This is a genomic window from Kitasatospora sp. NPDC001132 (assembly GCF_053598415.1).
The window spans coordinates 21337-41948 of the sequence record NZ_JBSFKF010000048.1 but is presented as its reverse complement, the minus strand read 5'-3'; the positions used below and the strand labels follow the sequence as shown (position 1 = coordinate 41948).

The window sequence follows — 20612 nt, the reverse complement described above, 5'->3', positions numbered from 1 at the left end:
CAACGCGAGGACGTTTCCGCGACGGGATTTTCACCGCGCGAAGCCGCCGACTCAGTCGTGCAGCCTCACGCCGGGCAGCGGACTGCCGGTGGCGTCGAACAGGGCGGTTCCGCAGTCGCAGTGCTCGTCGGCCAGGTTCTCGGTCGGGGGTAGTTCCCAGACCAGCATCTGCGAGCAGTTCGGGCAGTTCAGGCTGACCAGGGCCGCTTCGGGTTCCGAGCCCCAGGGCCGTACCGGCAGGCCCTGGTACAGCAGTCCGGTCGGCTCCCGCTCGCCGGTGGGGGCGATCAGGAGCTCGTAGGTGTCGGTGCCGTTGTCCCACACCGCGAGGGTGAAGCCGAGCTCCGCCAGCACGGCGGCCAGGTGGTCGAGCCGACGGACCGGGAGATCGCCGCGGCGCAGCGTCGGGTCGTTCTCGGCCACGCGGTCGACGGCCACGCAGTCGACGGCTTCCGTGTCGACGCCGGTCGGCTCGGCGCCGAAGGCCCGTACCCGGTCGGCCGCGAACGCCGCCAGCCCGCCCGGGTGGTCCTCGCCGGTCCAGTCCATCGTGAACATCACGCTGTCGACGCCGACTCCCCGGGCCCGCTCGCCGGGGGTCAGGAACAGTTCTTCCACCTCGTCCGTCACGGCGGTCACGTTATCAACTGCCGGACGGCGGGACGGCGTACGGTCCCCCCGCGGCCTCCTCAGTGGCGGCTGAGGTAGCTGAGGACGGCGAGGACGCGGCGGTGGCCGCTGTCGGCCGGCGAGAGGCCGAGCTTGGCGAAGATGTGGCCGATGTGCTTGTGGACGGCGTTGTCGGTGATGACGAGGCGGTCGGCGATCGTGGTGTTGTCCTGGCCCTCGGCCATCAGGGCGAGGACTTCGCGTTCGCGTGGTGTGAGGGCGGCGATCGGGTCGTGGGCGGGGCGGGTGAGGAGTTGCCCGATCACCTCGGGGTCCATGACGGTCTCGCCGGCCGCGACCCGCCGCAGTGCGTCGGTGAACTGACTGACCCGGCCGACCCGGTCCTTGAGGAGGTAGCCGACGCCGCCGCGGCCGTCGGAGATCAGCTCGCCGGCGTACTGCTGCTCGACGTACTGGGAGAGGACGAGCACGGGCAGCCCGGGGTGCAGGCGGCGGGCGCGGATGGCGGCGTGGATGCCCTCGTCGCGGAAGGTCGGTGGGAGCCGGACGTCGACGATGGTGACGTCCGGGCGGTGTTCGGCGACGGCGGCGGCGAAGCCGGGGGCGTCCTCGGTGATCGCGACGACCTCGAAGCCCTTGGCGGTCAGCAGGAGTTCCAGCCCGCTGGACAGCAGGACGTTGTCCTCGGCGATCACGACCCGCATGGCAGGCTCACGGTGATCGTGGTCGGGCCGCCGGCCGGGCTGTGGAGGCGGAAGGTGCCGTCGAACGCCAGGACGCGGTGGCGAATTCCGGCGATGCCGGTGCCCAGCGTCTCGTCGGCGCCGCCGATGCCGTCGTCGGTGACCTCGATCGCCAGCCCGTCGCCGTCGCGTGCGACGCGGACGGTGCTGCGGGTGGCCCGGCTGTGCTTGGCGGCGTTGGTGAGCGCCTCGGCGATCATGTAGTAGGCGACGGCCTCGACCGCGGCGGGGGCGGCGGTGCCGTGGGCGGCGAGGTCGTCGAGGTCGTCGAGGCCTTCGAGGCCTTCGAGGTCGAGGGTGGTGTCGATCGCCGAGCGGGCGGCCAGCGCGGTCAGTGCCCCGGCGAGGCCGCGGTCGGCGAGGATCGGCGGGTGGATCGTCCGGATCACGGCGCGGAGTTCCGTCATGGCCTCCTCGGCGTTCTCGTGGGCTTCCGCCAGGAGTCGGGCCACCAGGCGGGGGTCGTCGTCCAGCAGTTCGCGGGCCACGCCCAGCCGCATCACGAGGGCCACCAGCCGGGCCTGGGTGCCGTCGTGCAGGTCCCGTTCGATCCGGCGGAGTTCCGCGCCGTGGGCGTTCATGGCCTCCGCCCGGGTCTCGGTCAGCGTCTCCACCCGCTGCTCCAGCCGCTCGGCGGTCGAGGGGGACAGCATGGCCAGGCAGGTCCGGGCGTGCAGGCGTGCCAGCGGGGGGACCAGCCAGTACGTCAGCGCCGCGAAGGCGACGGCTTGCGCGGTGCCCAGGGTCAGCGCCGTCCCCCATCCGGTCAGGGGGACGCCGGCGGCGAACCCGCCCGCGGGGGTGCCCGCGGGCAGGGCCCACCACAAGGGCACCGTGACGGCGGTGGTCACCGCGTTGCCCGCGCACAGCACCACGACGAGCCCGAAGGCCACGCTGGTCACGATCCAGGTGCAGAGCCATCCGAGGACCCGCCACGGACCGACGCGGACGGCGCCGGGACGCGCGGAGCGCAGCAGCCGGTCGGCGCGGCGGCGGTGCCAGGACGCCCAGGCGCGGGCCGCTGCCGGGACGGCGAGTACGGGCAGTGCGAGCACGGCGAGCGCGGCGGTGCACAGGCTACCCAGCAGGTAGCCCAGCCCACGCCACGTCGTCGAGAGCCGACCGGCCCCTTGGTCGTTCATTCCCACGAGTCTGGACCATGGGAACCGGGCCCGGCATTACAGCCCACCACCCTCTTTTCCGACCGGCGAGCGGTATCGTCCGCCCGTCTCCTCCGGACCTAGCGTCAACGCCCATGACGAACATGACGAACGTGGCGAGCACGACGAACACGGCGAACACGGCGAGTTCACCGATCCGCGCCCCACGGCGACGCCGCCGACCGGCCCGCCGGAACCTCACGCTGGCCGCCGTCGTGGCCCTGGCCCTCTCCGCCGGTACGCCCGAAGCGATGGCCACGCCCGACGCGACGGCCACCCGGACGTGCGACGACCATGACCGGCTCCGGCAACGGCAACGGCTCCAGCACGACGCCGACGCGATCACCGCGGTCGGCGCCACGGGCGTACAGGCCCGTGTGGCCACCTCCGACGGACCGACCCTGACCGTCACCAGCGGGATCGCCGACCTGACGGGACGACAGCCGGTCTCCCCGGACGGGTACTTCCGGATCGCCAGCATCACCAAGACCTTCGTGGCCACCGTGACCCTGCAGCTCGTCGGCGAGAACAGGCTCTCCCTGGACGACCCGATCGAACGGTGGCTGCCCGGTGTGGTGTCCGGGAACGGCAACGACGGTCGCGTGATCACCGTCCGCCAACTGCTCCAGCACACCAGCGGCATCCACGACGACTATCCGGACTACACCTCGGCGGAGGACTTCCGGAAGCACCGGAACGACTCGTACACGCCCGAGCAGATCGTCGCCCGGGCGATGAGCCACAGTCCGGACTTCCAGCCCGACACCGGCTGGAACTACAGCAACACCGGTTACGTCCTGCTCGGGCTGGCCATCGAGAAGGTCACCGGGCGCCCCTGGTACGAGGAGGTCGGGGAGCGGATCGTCCGGCCGCTCGGACTCGACCACACCTTCCGGCCCGGCACGTCACCCACCCTGCCCCAGCCGCACGCCGAGACGTACCAGAGGTTCCGGGCCGGTGAGCCGCTCGTGGACGTCACCGAGCAGGTCGGCCCGGGCACCAACGGGGAGGCCGGGCTCGTCTCCACCACCGCCGATCTCAACCGGTTCTTCGGCGCCCTGCTCGGCGGCCGGCTCCTGGCGCCAGCGCAGCTGGCGCAGATGAAGCAGACCGTCGCGGTCAGCCCGGCGTTCGAGCGGTTCATGCCGTGTGCCCGCGCCGGACTGGGGCTCTTCTCTCGCCGACTGCCCGGTGGCGGGGAGTACTGGGGCCACGAGGGCGGCGACGCCGGCTGGATCAGCTCCGTCGGTGTCACCGCCGACGGCAGGCGCAGCGTCGCGCTCTCGCTGTCGGGCGTCCAGGCCGACAGCGAGAAGGACGTCGTCCGGGTGGCCCGGGCCGAGAGCAGGCTGGTCGAGGACGCCCTGCGCGCGCCGGTGGAGGCCGGCCCTCGGGGACGCTGAGGCCCCGCCCCGACCCCGGCCGACGCCCCGGGCGCGACCACCTCCACCACTGGGCCGACCTGTCGAACTGATGCATGATTGTCAGGTTCTCGGCATGGGAAGGGTGCAGGCCACAGACCGCTTCCCGGGAGGACACCCGTGCACCGCACCACCACCAGGACCACCACCGCCCTGCTCGCCGCCGTACTCGCGGGGACGGCCCTCGGGGCCGCACCCGCCTGGGGCCGTCCGGCGGACGGGCCGCAGCCGGTCCACCAGGTGGAGCCACGCCCGGTCCACCAGGTGGAGGTGTTCGCCGAGGACGGCGGCATCTCCCGCGCCCAGGCCCCGACCGGCTCCCCCTACCTCGCCGACCGCCCCCAGGGCGTCGCACCCGTCCACGGCGACGGCGAGGTGACGGCACTGGTCCACAACGGGGAGCCGGCCGCCAAGCTGGACGTCGTGGTGGTCGGCGACGGCTACACCGCGCAGGAGCAGGAGAAGTTCCGCGCGGACGCGACCGCCAAGTGGCGCGAGCTGACCGCCGTCGAACCGTACGCGGCCTACCGCGGGCTGTTCAACGTCTGGGCGGTGTCGGCCGTCTCACCCGAGTCCGGGGTCACCGGCGATCCCGACCAGGCGACGGTGCGGCACACCGCGCTGGGCTCGTACTTCTGGTGCGACGGCGTGGAGCGACTGCTCTGCGTGGACGAGAAGGCCGTCGAGTCGTACGCGGCCAGGGCCCCGCAGGCGGACCTGGTGCTCGTGGTGGCCAACACCACGAAGTACGGCGGCGCCGGCTACAACGACGTCAAGTCCCCGGTCGGCTACGAGGGGATCGCCACCGTGGCGGGCGGCAACGCCAGGTCCGGGCAGATCGCGGTGCACGAGATCGGGCACTCGCTGGGCAAGCTGGCCGACGAGTACGCGTACGAGGGTCAGGGGACGTACCAGGGCGACGAGCCCGCCGAGGCCAACATCAGCACGCTGACCGCCGAGCGGATGCGACAGCAGGGCGCCAAGTGGGCGCGCTGGCTGGGCCAGGCCTCGCCGGACGGCGGCACGGTCGGCACCTACGAGGGCGGCGGCTACTACCCCACCGGGCTCTACCGGCCGACCGAGAACTCGATCATGCGCTCGCTCGGACGGGAGTTCAACCTGCCCGGGCGCGAGGCGATGATCGCGGGCTTCTACCGCCACGCCACGCCGCTCACCAGCCCCACCCCCGCCGGTAGCCGGCTCACCGCCGCCGACCGCCTCACCGTCGACCTCCCGGTGCCCGGCACCCGGCTGCGCTGGTACCTGGACGGGCGGGAGCTGCCCCGGCTCGCCGACCGCACCTCGCTGGACCTGGCCGAGCTCAAGCTGACCGGGCCGCGCTCCCGGCCGCACGCCCTCACCGCCGTCGCCACCGACCCGACCCCGGCCGTCGCGGACCCGGCGCTGCGCGCGAAGCTGACCGCGAGCCTGTCCTGGCTGGTGGCGCGCTAAGCACCGTTGCAGCACCGAGCGTGCCGCGCACCAGTGGCGACGGCCGCGGCCGGTCGGCGCCCGACCGGTCACCCCGCCCCGACGGTGTCGGCGGCGGGGCTCCGGCCGAACTTCCGCGGGATCCACATGACTTGGCGGATTCGTGGGGCAGCCGTGACGGAGCCGTGCTAGAACCTTCGGCGGGCCGCAACTCCGTTTGCCCACCCGCCCGGTACCGCATGTCCCGATGTTCCCGCGCCGCACCTCGTGTCCGGCCACCACCCTGGGAGAACCATGCCCACCGCACACGCCCGCCCCGTCCGCCTGTTGCTCGCCGCACTGGCCGCCCTCGCCCTGCTGCTCACGGGCGGTGCGGTCACCGCGCCCTCCGCGAACGCCTCCACCACCGGTCTCGACGGCTCCTGGGCCTGCGACGTCCCCGCCGGGTACGTCTACGACCAGGTGTCGATGAACCGCAGCTGTAGCGGCGGCGGCAGCTGGAACTCACCGCAGTTCCACCTGCGGACCCCGTACGACGGCCTGACGGCCTGCAAGAGCGCGCCCGGCTTCGTCTACGACGCCGTCACCTGGGGCAGCGCCTGCAGCCAGATATCGGGCGTGCAGTCCAACCAGTTCCACCTGCGCAAGCCGGTCGACGGCATGGTCGCCTGCGTGGGCACTCCGGAGTTCACCTACGACTACCTCGTCTGGGGCACCACCTGCAACATGACCACGGGCGGCGGCCAGTCCAACGCCTTCCACCTCCGCAAGCCGTACAGCGGACTCTGGGCCTGTGACGTCCCCAGCGGCTTCACTTACAGCACGACCACCCAGAACTACGACTGCAGCACCTACCGGGGCGCCACCTCCACGAAGTTCCTCCTGCTCGGCTGACTGCTGCGCTGACTGCTCGGCTGAGCGGTCGCGCCCCGAAGGGCGGGAGCAGGAAGTCGGCCAGGCCGGCTTCCTGCTCCCATCGCCGTTTCCAGGCATGTGTCACGGACGGTGACGGATGTCCGGCCTCTCCCCCGGCTCCTTCGAAGAACCGTTACGGCAGCGGGATGCGCACCACCTGCGGGTCGTGGTCGCTGAGCTGGGTGCTGAACTCGCTGTTGATGTGCACGATGTCGTAGCTGTACGAGGTGGCCGCGAGCGCGCTGGAGATCAGGATGTGGTCCAGCACCTGCGAGTTGCCCTCGTACACGTAGGTGTAGCGCTCGGGCAGCGGCAGGGTGCGCGGCAGGTCGGTGAGCGAGCCGCCGGCGGTGAGGATGTCGGCGGTCTGGGAGAACTCGAAATCGTTGAGGTCGCCGAGCACGACGACCGAGGCCTTCGGGTCCACCGCCAGGATCTGGTCGGTGAAGTTCTTCACCACGGTCGCCTGGTCGTGGCGCTGGCTCTCCGAGGGGTGGGCCGGCTGCTGGTAACGGCCGAACAGGGGCTGGTCGCCGCCCTTGGAGTTGAAGTGGTTGGCGATCACGAAGACCGGCTTGCCGTTCCAACGGAACTCGCCCGCCAGCGGCTTGCGGCTGGAGTTGAACGCCGCGCTGGTCGGGTCGATCCGGCCGGGCGAGTAGGCCAGCTGCGGCGTGCCTCCCGCGTTCACCACGGAGTCGGCGGTGGTGGAACCGGCGCCGGGGCGGTCGGTGAAGGAGAGGCCGCGGTCGGTGCGGAACAGGAACACCTGACGGATGTTGCCGCCGGGCTGCCCGCCGTCCTGGCCGTCCACCGGGTCGATCTCGCGGTAGGAGTAGGAGGGGCCGCCGGCCGCGGTGATGGCCGCGGTGAGCTTGGCCAGGGTCTGGGTCGCGCTCACCGTGCCGTCGCTGGTGGCACCGCTGTTGTCCTGGATCTCCTCCAGCGCGACCAGGTCGGGCGAGCGCAGGTTGGTGACGATGCCCGCCGCGAGGCCGTCGAACTTGCTCTGCGGGTCGGACGGGGCGAGGTTCTCCACGTTGAAGGTGGCCACGGCGAGCTGGCCGGCCGTCGGCGCGGCGGTGGTCTCCGGGGCGCTGCCGCCGGGGGTGACCGCCGGGGTCGCGGTGACCTGGAGGGTGAAGTTGCCGAAGGCGTAGTCGAGGACGCCGACGGTGGCGCCGCTCAGGGTGTCGCCGACGTTGGCGGTCGGGGTCGGCGCGAGCGCCTTCCCGAGGACGACCCGCTCCGGGTTGCCGTCGTTCGCCTGCAGCAGGATGCCGCCCCGGTTGGTGCGGGTGCCGCTGCCCTGCGGGACGACGGGGACCTCGCCGTAGGCGTTGGTCGGGCCGACCACGGCCGCGTTGTCGATCTCGACCCGCATGCCCTCCAGGGACTCCCAGAAGTCCAGGCCGTCGGTGGCGGGCTGGAAGTTCCCGGCGGTCTCGGCGTCGCCGGAGGTGACGCTGGAGATGACCGAGGACGGGGGTATCCGCCCGCCCTGGCCGACCAGGGTGGCGGCGGGCAGCGGCGCGTTGTGGGCGACCACGCTGACGCTGGGCGCGGTCAGTTCGGTGATCGACAGGTTGTTGGTGCCGCCGGTGCCGCCCGGTCGGTACTGGCTGACGGTGGCACTGACCGCGACCGAGTCCCCGACCGCGACCGAGGGCGCGCCGGCGGTGTAGACGTAGATGCCCTCGCTCGTGGCGGGGTCGTTGTCGGGCTGCGGGTCCTGGTACCAGAAGCCGTTGGGGCCCACGGCCGTCACCACGCCGGGCACCGCGCTGACGGCGCTGCCGGCCAGCGGGGAGACGCGGGCGGCGCCCTGGACGTCGTGGATCCGGGTGCCGCCCGGGGTGCCGCCCCCGCCGTTGGAGGAGGAGTTGCGCGGCACGGGCGCACCGATCGCGAAGTCCGTCGCGTTGTTGTCGGTGTCGGTGGCGCCGCCGCCCGCGCGCAGGGCGGCGGTACTGTTCGACAGGTTGCCGGTCGGCGAGCCCTCGGCGGAGCCGGCGCTGGTGCCGTAGCCGACGAAGTCCCTCACGCCGGACTGGCTCGCGCAGCCCGTGGAGCAGGTCAGCGCGGTGCCGTTGGTGACGAGGGCGACCTTGCCGGAGGTCGCGGACATGGCGAGCGTCCCGGTGGCGTCCGCCGTCGGCAGGGCGGCGCCCGTACCGGCGCCGGCGGCCTCCTGGACGAGGAAGTAGCGGCCCGGCGCGATCGTGCCGGAGAGGGTGGTCTTCGACCAGCCGGAGCCGGTGGCCGAGGCATACTGCACCGTCCAGCCGGTGACGGACACCGGCGTGGTGCCGCGGTTGTACAGCTCGACGAAGTCGTTGGCGTACGGGGCGCCGGAGTTGCCGCCACCGCCGTACACCTGGCTGATCACGATGTCGGACGACACCGCCTGCGCGACGCCGCCGGGCAGCGCCACCAGTGCCGCCACCACGGCCGCGGCGGAGGCCGCCGCCAGCGTCCGGCGCCGGACTCGTGGTGCTCTCGGGCTGATCCGGGGGTTCGGGGTGCTCCCCATGAGGCTTCCTCCTGACCACCGTCCGGACTCGCGACCCGGCGGTGTGTGAGCACGGACAAGAAAGGTCGGGCGCTGCGGTTGTAGCAGCGCCACCAGATCCCTACCGTCTGCACCGGGCAACGGCCAGGCATACGCCGGAAGAACGTTTCTACGCGCGACAAGTGGGAGGAGGCGCTCCGGATGGTGTGGATCAACTGCCGTGCCCCGCAGGGCCGCTGACCCGCCCGGCGGGAGCAGCACAGGGCCCGGGGCCGACAGTGGGGCACTGCCGGACCCGGGCCGGCCGGTCCGTGTCACGTCGGGCGGGTCAGTTCGGACGGTGCTGCACGGACGTCGATGTGGGCGCAGGTGTGGACGTCGGTGCGGGCGCAGGTGTCGGTGTCGGTGTCGGTGTCGGCCGGGGCGGGCGTCGGCGCAGCGGCGCCAGTTCGCGTTGCAGGGTCCGCACGTCCAGCGCTATCCGGGACGCTATCTCGCGCGGAGCGGTACCGGCGGGCAGCCGGCGCGACCAGGAGCGGGGCTTGGCCGGGCCGTCCTGGACCATGTGGAAGTTGAGCCGCAACACGTCGGCGACGTCGACCAGGCTCACCAGGATCCTGGTGTCCCCGAGCTCGATGCTGACTTCGTTCCCGATGCACGAGCAGGCCACCAGGCCCTCGATGTCCTCCTCCGCCAGGTATCTGGCCAGGGGTACCGCCTTACCCCGGACCAGAAACGGACGTTCCACCGGAGTCACCGGACCGCCTCCTCCCCCAGCAGCTGTGCGCGCCTCGGCCGCGGCGCAGGCGCACCGCAACAGACCGGGCCCGGCCCATGCTCCACCACACCCGGCCGGATCGCCAACTCCGTGTCTCACCAAGTGAATTGGCCGAACGCACCGACCCGGCGCACCGGCGCACACCCCAGCGCACCGGTCCGGCCCGACGGCCCCGACGGCGGCAGCGAGCACCTGGTCGGGGGACGCTCGCGCGCCCGCCCGCACGAGGCGGACGGCCGGTCAATCGGCCTGAATTCATCGAATTTTCTAATGGCAACTATGCCTAACAGATCATCAGACTTCTTGCAGATCAGGAAGGTTGTCCGTGCACGTTCTCCCGATCCATGGATAGCATCTGAATTCCATTCTGTTCGAGCGCTAATCGCCTGGGAGGGGCGGCGCCGGGCAGACCGACAGGAGTCTTCATGCGCGTGTCCAAGCACGTCCACCCCGTCAGCAGCCGTCCGACCGCGGCCGACATCGCCCTGCCACCGGCGCTGCCCTATCCCGACGGCTGGTCCGCACTCGCCTTCTCCGCCGAGCTCAAGCCCGGCACCGTCCTCACCCGCCGGCTCGCGGGCGAGGACGTCGTGCTGTACCGGCTGCGCAACGGCCGCATCCGCGCGATCCGCCCGTACTGCCCGCACCTCGGCGCCCACCTCGGCCTGGCCTCGGTCGAGGGCAACGACCTGGTCTGCCCCTTCCACAGGTTCGCCTTCGACGCCGAGGGCCGCTGCGTGCGCACCGGGTACGGCACCCAGCCGCCCAAGGCGGCGCTGGCGCAGCTGCCGGTGCGCGAGGTCAACGAGTCGGTCTTCGTCTGGCGCCACCACGACGGCCGGGAGCCGGACTGGGAGATCCCCGCCTGGCACCGGATCGGCGACGGGCGGCAGCCGCTGCGCTACGCCTCCTTCGAGATGCCCGGCCACGCCCAGGACGTCATGGAGAACTCCTTCGACCTGGGGCACTTCATCACCCTGCACGGCTGGCCGCAGGGCGAGCTGGCGGCGCCGGTGGAGTTCGACGGCACCGGCTTCCACATCTCGATGCTGGTCCGGGAGACCTTCCCGCTGCTCGGGATGCGGGAGGTCCACGTCGAGGTGGACGGGTACGGCCTCACCGCCCTCCACACCGACGTCCACACGCCCTCGCTCGGCCTGCAGATCTGCTCGCTGGTCATGGCCACCCAGGTCGCGCCCGGCCGGATGCAGCTGCGGCAGGCGGGCCGCTTCGTCATGTCGGAGCCGTCCGGGCTGCCGCCGGCCGTCGCCCGGATCGTCAGCCGGGCGGTCACCGGGATGCTGGCGGGCCCGATGTTCAAGCGGAACCTGGAGTTCACCTCGGCGGACTTCCCGATCTGGTCCACCAAGCGGTACGTCTCCCCGCCCCGGCTCGCCCAGGGCGACGGGCCGATCGGCGCGATGCGGCACTGGGCCCGGCAGTTCTACCCGCCGGACCAGCAGGCCCACCTGCCGGGGCCGGGCGCGCTCGCCGCCCGCAACGGGTCGAGCGCCAACGGGCACAGTCCGAACGGACACGGCACGAACGGGCAGGCTCAGCCGGAAGCCCCCAACGGAGCCACCCGGTAACCCCCGACCCCGTACGCGGCGGGGCGGCCCCAGTCCCGGGGCCGCCCCGCCGCTTCCTGCTGCCCGGAAGCCCCCGCCGGGGCGCCCGGAACCCCGCTCGACCCGCACGCCCGAGTTCTGGAAAGCATCGGACTCGCACCTGGTCGGCCGTCCGGGGAAGTCCCGGGCGGCCGGTCGGAGGACGAGGTCGCGAGCGATGGTGCCGATACTGGCCCCGGTGCGCGTCCCCCCTTGTGCGACGCGGTTAGGGTGGCGGCCATGGCCCGCTTCGTCCTGATCCGCCGTACACCGCTGCCGCCCGCCGAGTGCTGGGAGCGGCTGACGGCCTGGCCCCGGCACGGGGAGCAGGTGCCGTTCACCCGGGTCTCCGTGGTCCGGGGCAGCGGCCGGGAGGTGGGTGACGTCGTCCTGGCCCGGACTGCGCTCGGGCCGCTGCTCTTCGACGATCCGATGGAGATCGCCGAGCTGGTCGTCCCCGGTTCAGGCCCCGGATCCGGCCCGGGCCCCGGTCGGGACGGGCTGTGTCGGCTGGTGAAGCGCGGCCGGCCGGTGCGGGGCTGGGCCGAGCTGCGGGTGCGGGCGGTGGGCGGCGGCAGTGCGGCGGTCTGGACGGAGGAGCTGACGGTCGCCGGCCTGCCCGGGCTGCTCGACCCCTTCCTCGCCCGGGCGGGGCGGCTGGTCTTCGGCCGGGTGCTGGACCACCTACTGGAGCCGTAGGGGCACTGGCGGCTGCCGGGACCACGCACGGGCCGAGCCACAGGGCCGAGCCACCGGGCCGAGTGGCAGGCCCGAGCCTCAGGGCCGAGGGCGGATGGTCATCCCCGGGCGCCGGCGGTGCACCGTCAGGTAGACGACGCCCGCGGGCCCGGCGGCCACGCCCCGGGCGGCGCCGTGCGGCAGCATCCGCAGGTCGCCCGGGCGCAGGTCATACGCGACGCCCTCGCAGCGCAGCGTGCCCTCCCCCTCGATGCCCAGCACCAGGACGTCCAGGTCGGGTTCCACGTGGTCGGCCACGGAGGCGCCCGGCCGCAGCCGCACCACGTTGGCGTCGAGCTGGCGCTCGGCGCCCGTCAACCGCCACAGTGCTCCGGTACCGGTGGCGTCCCGCAGCAGGTCGTCCAGGTGCACGCCGTCACCCTGGGTGTCCGAGTCCGTCATGCGCGCCATCATCGCACCGACCGGCGGGGGCCCTGTCGTCCGCACGAACGCGAGTGCCTTCCGGCAGGGCAAAGCGCCGTCCGGTCACTCGCCGCCCCGGCCGCCGTAGCGCCGCCGCCACTCCCGGGCGCGGGCGTTGTGCCACTCCACGCCCTCCACGGCCTGGCGCTCGGAGAGGCCGCTCAGGCGGGCGACCACGCTCAGTGGCACGGGTTCGTCGCACTCGGCGAGGGTGCGGCAGACCTTGGCGGCCCACTGCTCCTCCGGAACGAAGGGGCGGTGGCGGTAGTCCGCGATCAGGGTGCTCAGGTGCTCCGGGCAACAGGCCAGGACGACCCGCTTGCCGTCCAGTTCGGGCTCGGTGGAGTGCAGGGCGGAGGAGTCCGGCACCAGGGCGCCGAGCAGCTCGGTGCGGGCGACGGCGCGTCCGCACTGGTCGCACAGGTCGAGGGAGTCCGCGTCGGCGGCGACAGGGTCCTCGGGCGGGGGTCCGATGTCCTCCATGCCGCACGCCTACCCCGTGAGGCCGGGGCCAACCGGCCCCCCGACCGCCGGGGCCTCCACTCGCGCGCGCCGCCCGGGTTTCGCGGCGCCCCGTCCGGAAAGCCGCTCCGGCACAGGCCGACCGACGAACCGAGGCTGCCATGACCGCGTTCGGCTACTTCCTGTCCTGCGAGGAGTTCACCCCCGCCCAGCTGGTCGATCAGGCCCGGCTGGCGGAGCGGGCCGGTTTCACCCGGCTGGCGATCTCCGACCACTACCACCCGTGGAACGACGCCCAGGGCAACGCCCCCTTCGTCTGGGGAGTGATCGGCGCGCTGTCACAGGTGGTCCGGCTGCCGGTGACCACCCTGGTCACCTGCCCCACGGTACGGCTGCACCCCGCAGTGACGGCGCAGGCCGCGGCCACCGCGGACGTGCAGCTCGCGGGCGGACTGCGGCTCGGCGTCGGCACCGGCGAGGCACTCAACGAGCACGTCCTGGGCGACCGCTGGCCGCCGTTCGCGGTGCGTGCGGAGATGCTGGAGGAGGCCGTCGAGGTGATGCGGGAGCTGTTCACCGGCGGCATGGTGTCCCACCGCGGCACGCACTACACGGTGGAGAACGCCCGGCTCTACACCGCCCCGACCGGACAACGGCTGCCGGTCTACGTCTCGGCCTTCGGCCCGAAGGCGGCCGAACGGGCCGCGGAGTTCGCGGACGGCCTGGTCACCATGAGCCCGGACACCGAACTTGTCGGCCGCTACCGTGCGGCCGGCGGCACCGGGCCGGTGCTCGGCGGGGTGAAGGTGTGCTGGTCGGAGGAGCGTGAGCGGGCGGTCAAGACCGTCCACCGGCTCTGGCCGACGGAACTGCTGCCCGGCGAACTCGCCCAGGTGCTGCCCACGCCCCGCCACTTCGAGCAGGCCACCGAGCTGGTGACCGAGGAGATGGTGGCCCGCTCGGTGGTCTGCGGCGACGATCCGCGGCAGCACGCCGACCGGCTGCGCGCCTACGTCGGCGCAGGCTTCGACGAGGTGTACGTCGGCCAGATCGGCCAGGAGCAGGAGGGGTTCTTCGACTTCTACCGCGAGCAGATCCTGCCTCAGGTGGCTTGAGCGCAGTTCCAGCCGGACGTCTTCGGCGAGGCCCTGCTACTGTACGCGGCCGCCGCCGAGCACGTCCGGCCGGACCCCTCCGCCCGCCCGCCGGTGCGCACCGCCGCCGCGACCATCGCCCGGCGGTGGCGCCAACCGGACGCCGTGCACGCCATGCTGCTGGAGTGCGCGGCCCGCCCGGCCGGGCCGCCCGGCGGGTGACGGCCGCGGCGCGGCTCAGCCCACCGGCCGCGCGAGCAGGCTGCGGTCGAGGTCGGCCAGCAGTTCACCGCTGTCGCGGTGGATCTCGGCGGCGCCGGCGCCGAGGAGTTCCTGGGCGGCGAAGCCTCCGCTCTCCACGGCGACGCACGCCACCCGGGCCCGGTTCGCCGCCATGACGTCCCAGACGGTGTCTCCGACGAACACCGCGTGTTCGGGCCCGCTGCCGGCGCGCTCCAGGGCGGCCCGGACCAGGTCGGGCGCCGGTTTGGTCGCGGCCACGTCCTTGGCGGAGGTGGCCGCGGCGATCGCGTCGTCCGCGTCGAGGGCTCGGCGCAGCACCGTGAGCTCCCGCTCGGAGGCGGAGCTGGCGAGGACGACCCGCCAGCCCCGGCCGGCGCAGGCCCGCAGCAGCTCGGCGGCGCGCGGCAGCGGCTGGATCGCCGGCCAGTGGCTGGCGTACAGGGCGTCGTGGGCGGCGGTGATCGCCTCGTCGTCGCCGTGGTCGCGGTCGGTGCCGAGCAGGTGGTCGAGGATCTGGTCGGCGCCCATGCCGACGGCCCGGTGCGCCCGGGCGGTGGGGACGGTGCGGTCGTACTGCCGCAGAGCCTCCCACCAGGCGAGGGCGTGGAAGTAGGCGGTGTCGAGCAGGGTGCCGTCGACGTCGAAGAGCGCTGCCGGGGTGGTGGTCACGGCTTCCTCCTTCCGGTTCGGTCAAACGGTTCGGTCAGACGGTTCAGCCGGCCCGGTACTCGGCGGCCCGGGCGGCCGCCAGGCGCAGCCCGTGCCCTGGGGCGCCGTCGGCGCCGGGGGTGACGGTGCCGCCGGTGGGGTCGAGGGTGCCGTCGAAGAGCAGTCGTTCGATCCGGACGTGGTCGTGGAACCATTCGAGGTGGCGGCAGTTGGGGACGGCCGCGGCGGCGTGGGCGTGCAGGTGGGGTGCGCAGTGGGCGGAGACGTCGAGGCCGTGGGCCTGGGCGAGGGCCGCGGTGCGCAGCCAGCCGGTGAGGCCGCCGCAGCGGGTGGCGTCGGCCTGGAGGCAGTCCACGGTGGGGATCATCCGGGCGAAGTAGGCGAGGTCGTAGCCGTACTCTCCGGCCGTGACGTCGGGGGTGACGGCGTCACGGACCGTGCGCAGGCCGGTGAGGTCGTCGGAGGAGACGGGCTCCTCGAACCAGGTGACGCCCTGGTCGGCGAGTGCGGTGCCGATCCGGACGGCCTGTTTGCGCCGGTAGCCGCCGTTGGCGTCGGTGTACAGCTCGGCGCGGTCGCCGATGGTGGCGCGGGCGGCGCGCACCCGTTTCAGGTCGCGCCGTTCCCGGGTGCCCCACGACTCGCCGATCTTGATCTTGACCCGGGGGATGCCCTGCTCTGCGGTCCACTCCCGCAGTTGGCGTTCCTGCTGCTCGCCGGTGTACGTGGTGAAGCCTCCGCTGCCGTACACGGCCACCGGGCGGGCGGCGGCGCCGAGCAGCCGGGCCAGCGGCAGGCCGAGCAGGTGGCCGCGCAGGTCCCACAGGGCGAGGTCGACGGCCGAGATCGCGCCCGCGACGAGGCCGGGGCGGCCGGTGTTGCGCACCGCGCGGTTCATCGCCTCGTGGGCGCCGCTGGTGTCGTGGGGGTCGCGGCCGGTGATCAGTGGGGCGAGTTCGCCGGCGATCACGGCGGCGGTCGCGGGGGCGCCGTACGTCCAGCCGAGGCCGGTGTGCGGGCCGGCGACGACTGCGGCGAGGACGAGGGTGGTGCTGTCCCAGGAGATGGTGCCGTCCGCCTCGGGGGCGTCGGTGGGGACGGTGTAGACGCTGACGTCGATCCGTTCGACCTCGGTCATGACGGTGCTCGCAGTCCGGAGCGCTGCCCGGCCGCGAGCAGCGTGGCGGCGCGGTCGACCAGGGCCATGATGGTGAGCGCCGGGTTGGCGCTGCCCTGGGTGGGGAGCACGCTGCCGTCGGTGATCAGCAGGTTGGGGACGGCGAAGGTGCGCAGCCGGTGGTCCACCACCCCGCCCAGGTGGTCGGCCGCCATCCGGCAGCCGCCGACCAAGTGGGCGTAGCGGTCGATGGTGATGACCTCGCTCGCCCCGGCGGCGCGCAGGATGGACTCCATCACCTCGCGGGCGGCCCGGATCAGCATCCGGTCGTTGTCGCACTGGGAGAAGGAGAACTCGGCGACGGGCAGTCCGCGGCGGTCGGTCTCCTCGGCGAGGGTGACCCGGTTGTCCGGCTGGGGCAGCAGTTCGGCCATGGCGCCGAGGGTGGCCCAGTGGACGTAGTCGGAGAGGTAGGTGCGCAGGTCGGCGCCCCAGTGGCCCTGGGCGACGACGTGTTCGGCCCAGGTGATGGGCAGTGGGGAGATGTTCTGGATGGTGAAGCCGCGCTTGTACGGCTGGTGCGGGTCGGTCTCGTAGTACTGCTCGGTGGAGACCTCGGGCGGCGGGGCCTTGTAGGCGCGGATCTCCTCTTCGAAGCGGCCGGAGGTCTGCGGGGCGCCCTGCACCATGACGTAGCGACCGACCAGGTCGTGCTCGTTGCACAGGCCGTCGGGGAAGCGCGGGCAGGCGGAGTTGAGCAGCAGGCGCGGGGTCTCGATGGCGTATCCGGCGACGGCGACGGTGCGGGCGCGCTGGAGGTGTTCGCGGCCGTGGTGGAAGTAGCGGACGCCTCGGGCGAGGCCGTCGTGGTCGAGTTCGACGGCGGCGGCCGTGCAGTCGGCGCGGATCTCGGCGCCGTGCACGAGGGCGTCGGGGACGTGGGTGATCAGCGGGGAGGCTTTGGCGTTGACCTTGCAGCCCTGGAGGCAGAAGCCCCGGTAGATGCAGTGCGGGCGGCGGCCGAAGCGGCCGTTGGTGATGGCGACGGGGCCGACCCGGGCTTGGATGCCGAGGGCGGCGGCGCCGCGCAGGAAGATCTCGCCGTTGCCGCCGACGGGGTGCGGCGGGTGGGGGTAGGGGTGGGGTTCGCCCCAGGGCCAGTACTGGCCGGCGACGGGCAGCTCGTACTCCAGCCGGCGGTAGGACTCCCGCAGGTCCGTGTAGTCGATCGGCCAGTCGGCACCGACGCCGTCGACGGCGTGGGTGTGGAAGTCGGACGGGTGGAAGCGCGGCGCGTATCCGGCGAAGTGGACCATCGAACCGCCCACCCCGCGGCCGGAGTTGTTGGAGCCCAGCGGCACCGGGTCGGTGCCGGTGATCACTCGCGGCTCGGTCCAGTAGAGGTGCTGGGAGCCGGCCTCGTCGCTGACCCAGTCGGCCGGCGGGTCCCAGAACGGCCCGGCCTCCAGCACGACGACGCTCCAGCCCCGGCGGGCCATCCGCTGGGCGAGGGTGGCGCCGCCCGCGCCGCAGCCGACGATCAGCAGGTCGACCTCGTCCGTGTCGCCGTAGCGGCGCATGTCGCGTACCAGGGAGCGGTCGAAGCCGTGGCCGTCGGGCGGCAGCAGCCAGGCGGAGGCGTTGGTGCGGCGGACCTCGCGTTCGGCGGCGGCGTTGGCCCGTACGGTCTCGGCGGCGGCGCGCAGCCGGGAGTGCCGGCCGGGGTCGGTGGCGGGCGGCACCGGGCCCGGCGGACGCTGGTCGGGCGGGCGGGGCGGCCGGGAGTGGGCGTCGGGAACCTCCCAGGGCTCGCGCAGGCCGACGCCGAGGCGCAGGTAGCCGCGGGGGTGGGCGGGGCCGCCGAAGCCGATCTCGTTCCAGGCGGTGGGGGTGGCGTAGTAGGCGGTGCAGGCGTAGCGGGTCCACAGGCTCCACACGTGCCGCGCGGGCAGACCGTGCCAGCGCACGTCCCCCATCGCCTGGACCCGGCCGATCAGTGCCCGCTGCTGGACTTCGGTGAGGTCGGCGAAGGAGCCGTCCGAGTCCTCGTCCAGGGCATGCAGGGTCTGCCGCCAGGCCTCGTCGTCCTCGGGCATGTCGCCGTAGTGCCAGCCGTCGGTCTGCCGCTCGGCGAGGCGGGCGTCGATCATCCCGAGCAGCGGGACCGCCGGGTGGTCGAGCAGCTGGTCGAGCAGGGCACGGGCGGTGGCCTCCTCCGCGGGGGTGAAGAAGCGCAGCGGCGGGAGCGGGCCGGTGCGGCCGAATACCACGGCGGCCGTTTCGCGGTCCCAGTGACGGGCCTGGCCGAGCACGTCGTACCCGGGGAAGCGCGGCTCGCGTCGGGGTTCAGGCATCGCGGGACTCCCGGCGCAGGACGGCGGCGAGCAGGCCCATCCCTCCGACCAGGCTCATCAGCAGCGGCGCGAACAGCGGCGGGCCCATCTCCACGTTGTAGCGGGCCATCGCCCAGCCGCCGGGCTTCTCGGCGATTCCCCGCACGTGCAGCCAGGTGCCCTGCAGACCGTTGGCGGTGATCGCGGCGGAGGCGACCGGCAGCAGTGTGTGCGCCGCGCGCGGGCTGCACGCCCCGGCCACCCCGGCGGCCGCGCCGACCGGGCCCAGCCACACCGGCCACCACATGACGCGGTTGCCGAAGCCGGCCCGGTCGTGCTCCAGGTAGATCTCGGCGGCGGTGATCACCGAACCGCCTGCGGTGGCCAGGGCCAGCGAGCGCTGGAAGCGGCCGGTGCGGATGTTGCGCACCGCGAGGTCGATGCCGCGCCTGGCCGGGTCAGTGACGCCCATGGCGGCCTCCGAAGGAGGGCAGGAGCTCCTGGAGCTTGGCCCGGAAGCCCTGGCGGACCATCGCGGCGCGGTCGGCGTCGCCGCGCAGCACGGACTCGGCGGCGGCCTGGATCTGGTCCCAGGTGGCGTGCGGCGGGATCGGCGGGACGGCCGGGTCGGTGACCAGCTCCAGCACGTACGGCCGGTCGGCGGCCAGGGCGCGCTGCCAGCCGTCGGGCACCTGCCCGGGCTGGTCGGCGCGCTCGCCGCCGAGGCCGAGGCCGCGGGCGAAGCCGGCGTAGTCGACGTCCGGGAGCTGCTGCGAGGGCAGGAAGCTCGGCGCGCCCTGCATCGCCCGCATCTCCCAGGTGACCTGGTTGAGGTCGCGGTTGTTGAGCACCGCCACCACCAGGCGCGGGTCGTCCCACCGCTGCCAGTACTTGGAGACGGTGATCAGTTCGGCGAGGCCGTTCATCTGCATCGCGCCGTCGCCGACGATGGCGATCGCGGGCCGGTCCGGGTGGGCGAACTTGGCGCCGATCGCGTACGGCACGCCCGGGCCCATGGTGGCCAGGGTGCCGGACAGCGAGCCGCGCATCCGGCCGCGGAAGCGCAGGTGGCGGGCGTACCAGTTGGCGGCGGAGCCGGAGTCGGCGGCCACCATGGCGTCGTCGGGCAGCAGGTGGTCCAGGGCGTGGACCGCGTACTCGGGGTTGATCGGGTCGGCCTCGACCTCGGCCCGCCGCTCCATCACCTCCCACCAGCGCTCGGTGTTGTCGCACACCGTGCGCTGCCAGTGCCGGTCCTCCTTGCGGACCAGCAGCGGCAGCAGCGCGTCCAGGGTGCGGGCGGCGTCGCCGACGAGGTTGACCTCGTACGGGTAGCGCAGCCCGACCATGAACGGGTCGAGGTCGATCTGCACGCCCCTCGCCTGCTCGAACTCGGGCAGGAACTGGGTGTACGGGAAGCTGGAGCCGACGGTGAGCAGGGTGTCGCAGTCCCGCATCAGCTCGTACGAGGGGCGGGTGCCCAGCAGACCGATCGACCCGGTGACGTACGGCAGCACGTCGGGCAGCACGTCCTTGCCGAGCAGCGCCTTGGCCACGCCCGCGCCGAGCAGTTCGGCGACCTCCTCGACCTGTCGGCGGGCGCCACGGGCGCCCTGGCCGACCAGCATCGCGACCTTGCGCCCGGAGTTCAGCACCTCGGCGGCACGGTGCAGTTCCTCCTCCTGCGGCACGACCGTCCACCGCGGATCGCCCAGGCTGGAGGGCACCATCTTGAACGCGTGCTCGGGCGGGCTGTAGTCCAGCTCCTGGACGTCGGCGGGCACGATCACGGCGGTCACCGTGCGCCGGGCGGCGGCGGTGCGCATCGCCCGGTCCAGCACGTTGGGCAGCTGCTCGGGGACGGTCACCATCTGGCAGTACTCGGCGGCGACGTCCTTGTACAGGCTGAGCAGGTCCACCTCCTGCTGGTAGGAGCCGCCCATCGCGCTGCGGTCGGTCTGCCCGACGACCGCGACCACCGGAACGTGGTCCAGCTTGGCGTCGTACAGCCCGTTGAGCAGATGGATCGCGCCCGGCCCCGACGTCGCCGCGCACACCCCGGTGCGCCCGGAGAACTTGGCGTAGCCGACGGCCTCGAAGGCGGCCATCTCCTCGTGCCGGGCCTGGATGAACACCGGACGGTTGTCGGCCCGACCCCAGGCCGCGAGCAGCCCGTTGATGCCGTCGCCGGGGTAACCGAAGACGTACTCGACGTCCCAGTCGCGCAGTCGTTCCAGGATCTGGTCGGAAACCTTCGGGGACACAGCGTTCCTCCTTCGCTCCTTCACGGCCCGGCCCCCCGCAGCGCGGCTAACCGCTGCGGGGGCCCGGAAACG

18 protein-coding genes are annotated in these 20612 nt (G+C 73.3%); 6 read left to right on the top strand and 12 right to left on the bottom strand.

What is annotated here, in order from left to right; genetic code table 11:
* Nucleotides 1–51: 51 nt before the first annotated feature.
* Genes ACWDBE_RS36570 through ACWDBE_RS36560 form a run of 3 tightly spaced genes read right to left on the bottom strand, consistent with a single transcriptional unit; the run spans nt 52 to nt 2515 of the window.
* Nucleotides 52–630 carry a hypothetical protein gene (locus ACWDBE_RS36570; protein ID WP_449810124.1) on the bottom strand — a complete coding sequence of 193 codons (579 nt, stop codon included), beginning with the start codon at nt 628–630 and terminating at the stop codon, nt 52–54.
* 59 nt (nt 631–689) lie between these two features.
* Nucleotides 690–1334: a LuxR C-terminal-related transcriptional regulator gene (locus ACWDBE_RS36565; RefSeq protein ID WP_449810123.1), complete on the bottom strand. Its 645-nt coding sequence runs from the start codon at nt 1332–1334 to the stop codon at nt 690–692.
* Nucleotides 1322–2515 (bottom strand): histidine kinase, encoded by a 1194-nt coding sequence (locus tag ACWDBE_RS36560; RefSeq protein WP_449810122.1) that lies wholly within the window; start codon nt 2513–2515, stop codon nt 1322–1324. The genes ACWDBE_RS36565 and ACWDBE_RS36560 overlap by 13 nt, the downstream gene beginning before the upstream one ends.
* A gap of 113 nt (nt 2516–2628) precedes the next feature.
* Between ACWDBE_RS36560 and ACWDBE_RS36555 the strand changes: the two genes are divergently transcribed.
* The 3 genes from ACWDBE_RS36555 to ACWDBE_RS36545 all read left to right on the top strand — a co-directional run bounded on the left by ACWDBE_RS36555 (nt 2629) and on the right by ACWDBE_RS36545 (nt 6279).
* Complete coding sequence (locus ACWDBE_RS36555; RefSeq protein ID WP_449810121.1) at nt 2629–3936, top strand: serine hydrolase domain-containing protein; 1308 nt, start codon at nt 2629–2631, stop codon at nt 3934–3936.
* A gap of 138 nt (nt 3937–4074) precedes the next feature.
* Entirely contained in the window at nt 4075–5406 is a 1332-nt protein-coding gene (locus ACWDBE_RS36550) for a M64 family metallopeptidase (RefSeq protein WP_449810120.1), read from the top strand.
* A 273-nt stretch (nt 5407–5679) separates the two neighbouring features.
* Nucleotides 5680–6279, top strand: a complete 600-nt coding sequence (locus ACWDBE_RS36545; RefSeq protein ID WP_449810119.1) for a hypothetical protein — start codon at nt 5680–5682, stop codon at nt 6277–6279.
* A 154-nt stretch (nt 6280–6433) separates the two neighbouring features.
* Here ACWDBE_RS36545 and ACWDBE_RS36540 read toward each other — a convergent pair whose 3' ends face one another.
* Both ACWDBE_RS36540 and ACWDBE_RS36535 read right to left on the bottom strand, forming a co-directional pair.
* Nucleotides 6434–8833, bottom strand: coding sequence for a lamin tail domain-containing protein (locus ACWDBE_RS36540; protein WP_449810118.1), 2400 nt, complete (start codon nt 8831–8833; stop codon nt 6434–6436).
* 307 nt (nt 8834–9140) lie between these two features.
* Nucleotides 9141–9560, bottom strand: a complete 420-nt coding sequence (locus tag ACWDBE_RS36535; protein WP_449810117.1) for a hypothetical protein — start codon at nt 9558–9560, stop codon at nt 9141–9143.
* A 455-nt stretch (nt 9561–10015) separates the two neighbouring features.
* Between ACWDBE_RS36535 and ACWDBE_RS36530 the strand changes: the two genes are divergently transcribed.
* Both ACWDBE_RS36530 and ACWDBE_RS36525 read left to right on the top strand, forming a co-directional pair.
* Nucleotides 10016–11179, top strand: coding sequence for a Rieske 2Fe-2S domain-containing protein (locus ACWDBE_RS36530; protein WP_449810116.1), 1164 nt, complete (start codon nt 10016–10018; stop codon nt 11177–11179).
* A 258-nt stretch (nt 11180–11437) separates the two neighbouring features.
* Complete coding sequence (locus ACWDBE_RS36525; protein ID WP_449810115.1) at nt 11438–11896, top strand: SRPBCC family protein; 459 nt, start codon at nt 11438–11440, stop codon at nt 11894–11896.
* Nucleotides 11897–11974: 78 nt separating this feature from the next.
* Here ACWDBE_RS36525 and ACWDBE_RS36520 read toward each other — a convergent pair whose 3' ends face one another.
* Nucleotides 11975–12337, bottom strand: a complete 363-nt coding sequence (locus ACWDBE_RS36520) for a cupin domain-containing protein (protein ID WP_392877003.1) — start codon at nt 12335–12337, stop codon at nt 11975–11977.
* A gap of 84 nt (nt 12338–12421) precedes the next feature.
* Nucleotides 12422–12841 carry a hypothetical protein gene (locus ACWDBE_RS36515; RefSeq protein WP_449810114.1) on the bottom strand — a complete coding sequence of 140 codons (420 nt, stop codon included), beginning with the start codon at nt 12839–12841 and terminating at the stop codon, nt 12422–12424.
* A gap of 140 nt (nt 12842–12981) precedes the next feature.
* On the opposite strand from ACWDBE_RS36515, the gene ACWDBE_RS36510 reads away from it, so the two are divergent.
* Nucleotides 12982–13935 (top strand): TIGR03557 family F420-dependent LLM class oxidoreductase, encoded by a 954-nt coding sequence (locus ACWDBE_RS36510; protein WP_449810113.1) that lies wholly within the window; start codon nt 12982–12984, stop codon nt 13933–13935.
* 216 nt (nt 13936–14151) lie between these two features.
* Here the strand turns inward: ACWDBE_RS36510 and ACWDBE_RS36505 are convergent, their stop codons facing one another.
* Genes ACWDBE_RS36505 through ACWDBE_RS36485 form a run of 5 tightly spaced genes read right to left on the bottom strand, consistent with a single transcriptional unit; the run spans nt 14152 to nt 20540 of the window.
* The gene (locus ACWDBE_RS36505) at nt 14152–14826 is read right to left on the bottom strand and encodes an HAD family hydrolase (protein WP_449810112.1); all 675 of its coding nucleotides are present in this window, start codon (nt 14824–14826) and stop codon (nt 14152–14154) included.
* Nucleotides 14827–14869: 43 nt separating this feature from the next.
* A complete protein-coding gene (locus tag ACWDBE_RS36500; protein WP_449810111.1) occupies nt 14870–15964 on the bottom strand; it encodes an enolase C-terminal domain-like protein in 1095 nt (364 codons plus the stop codon).
* Nucleotides 15961–18297 carry a GMC family oxidoreductase gene (locus tag ACWDBE_RS36495; protein ID WP_449810110.1) on the bottom strand — a complete coding sequence of 779 codons (2337 nt, stop codon included), beginning with the start codon at nt 18295–18297 and terminating at the stop codon, nt 15961–15963. Before ACWDBE_RS36495 ends, ACWDBE_RS36500 begins: the two co-directional genes overlap by 4 nt.
* Complete coding sequence (locus ACWDBE_RS36490; protein ID WP_449810109.1) at nt 18290–18748, bottom strand: hypothetical protein; 459 nt, start codon at nt 18746–18748, stop codon at nt 18290–18292. The genes ACWDBE_RS36495 and ACWDBE_RS36490 overlap by 8 nt, the downstream gene beginning before the upstream one ends.
* On the bottom strand, nt 18735–20540 hold the full coding sequence (locus ACWDBE_RS36485) for a thiamine pyrophosphate-requiring protein (RefSeq protein ID WP_449810108.1): 1806 nt from the start codon (nt 20538–20540) through the stop codon (nt 18735–18737). Before ACWDBE_RS36485 ends, ACWDBE_RS36490 begins: the two co-directional genes overlap by 14 nt.
* Between the last annotated feature and the right edge of the window lie 72 nt (nt 20541–20612).

Coding starts and splice junctions, on each gene's coding strand:
- ACWDBE_RS36565 (WP_449810123.1), bottom strand. CDS start 1,334: ATGCGGGTCGTGATCGCCGAGGACAACGTCCTGCTGTCCAGCGGGCTG.
- ACWDBE_RS36560 (WP_449810122.1), bottom strand. CDS start 2,515: ATGAACGACCAAGGGGCCGGTCGGCTCTCGACGACGTGGCGTGGGCTG.
- ACWDBE_RS36555 (WP_449810121.1), top strand. CDS start 2,629: ATGACGAACATGACGAACGTGGCGAGCACGACGAACACGGCGAACACG.
- ACWDBE_RS36545 (WP_449810119.1), top strand. CDS start 5,680: ATGCCCACCGCACACGCCCGCCCCGTCCGCCTGTTGCTCGCCGCACTG.
- ACWDBE_RS36540 (WP_449810118.1), bottom strand. CDS start 8,833: ATGGGGAGCACCCCGAACCCCCGGATCAGCCCGAGAGCACCACGAGTC.
- ACWDBE_RS36530 (WP_449810116.1), top strand. CDS start 10,016: ATGCGCGTGTCCAAGCACGTCCACCCCGTCAGCAGCCGTCCGACCGCG.
- ACWDBE_RS36525 (WP_449810115.1), top strand. CDS start 11,438: ATGGCCCGCTTCGTCCTGATCCGCCGTACACCGCTGCCGCCCGCCGAG.
- ACWDBE_RS36520 (WP_392877003.1), bottom strand. CDS start 12,337: ATGACGGACTCGGACACCCAGGGTGACGGCGTGCACCTGGACGACCTG.
- ACWDBE_RS36515 (WP_449810114.1), bottom strand. CDS start 12,841: ATGGAGGACATCGGACCCCCGCCCGAGGACCCTGTCGCCGCCGACGCG.
- ACWDBE_RS36510 (WP_449810113.1), top strand. CDS start 12,982: ATGACCGCGTTCGGCTACTTCCTGTCCTGCGAGGAGTTCACCCCCGCC.
- ACWDBE_RS36500 (WP_449810111.1), bottom strand. CDS start 15,964: ATGACCGAGGTCGAACGGATCGACGTCAGCGTCTACACCGTCCCCACC.
- ACWDBE_RS36495 (WP_449810110.1), bottom strand. CDS start 18,297: ATGCCTGAACCCCGACGCGAGCCGCGCTTCCCCGGGTACGACGTGCTC.
- ACWDBE_RS36490 (WP_449810109.1), bottom strand. CDS start 18,748: ATGGGCGTCACTGACCCGGCCAGGCGCGGCATCGACCTCGCGGTGCGC.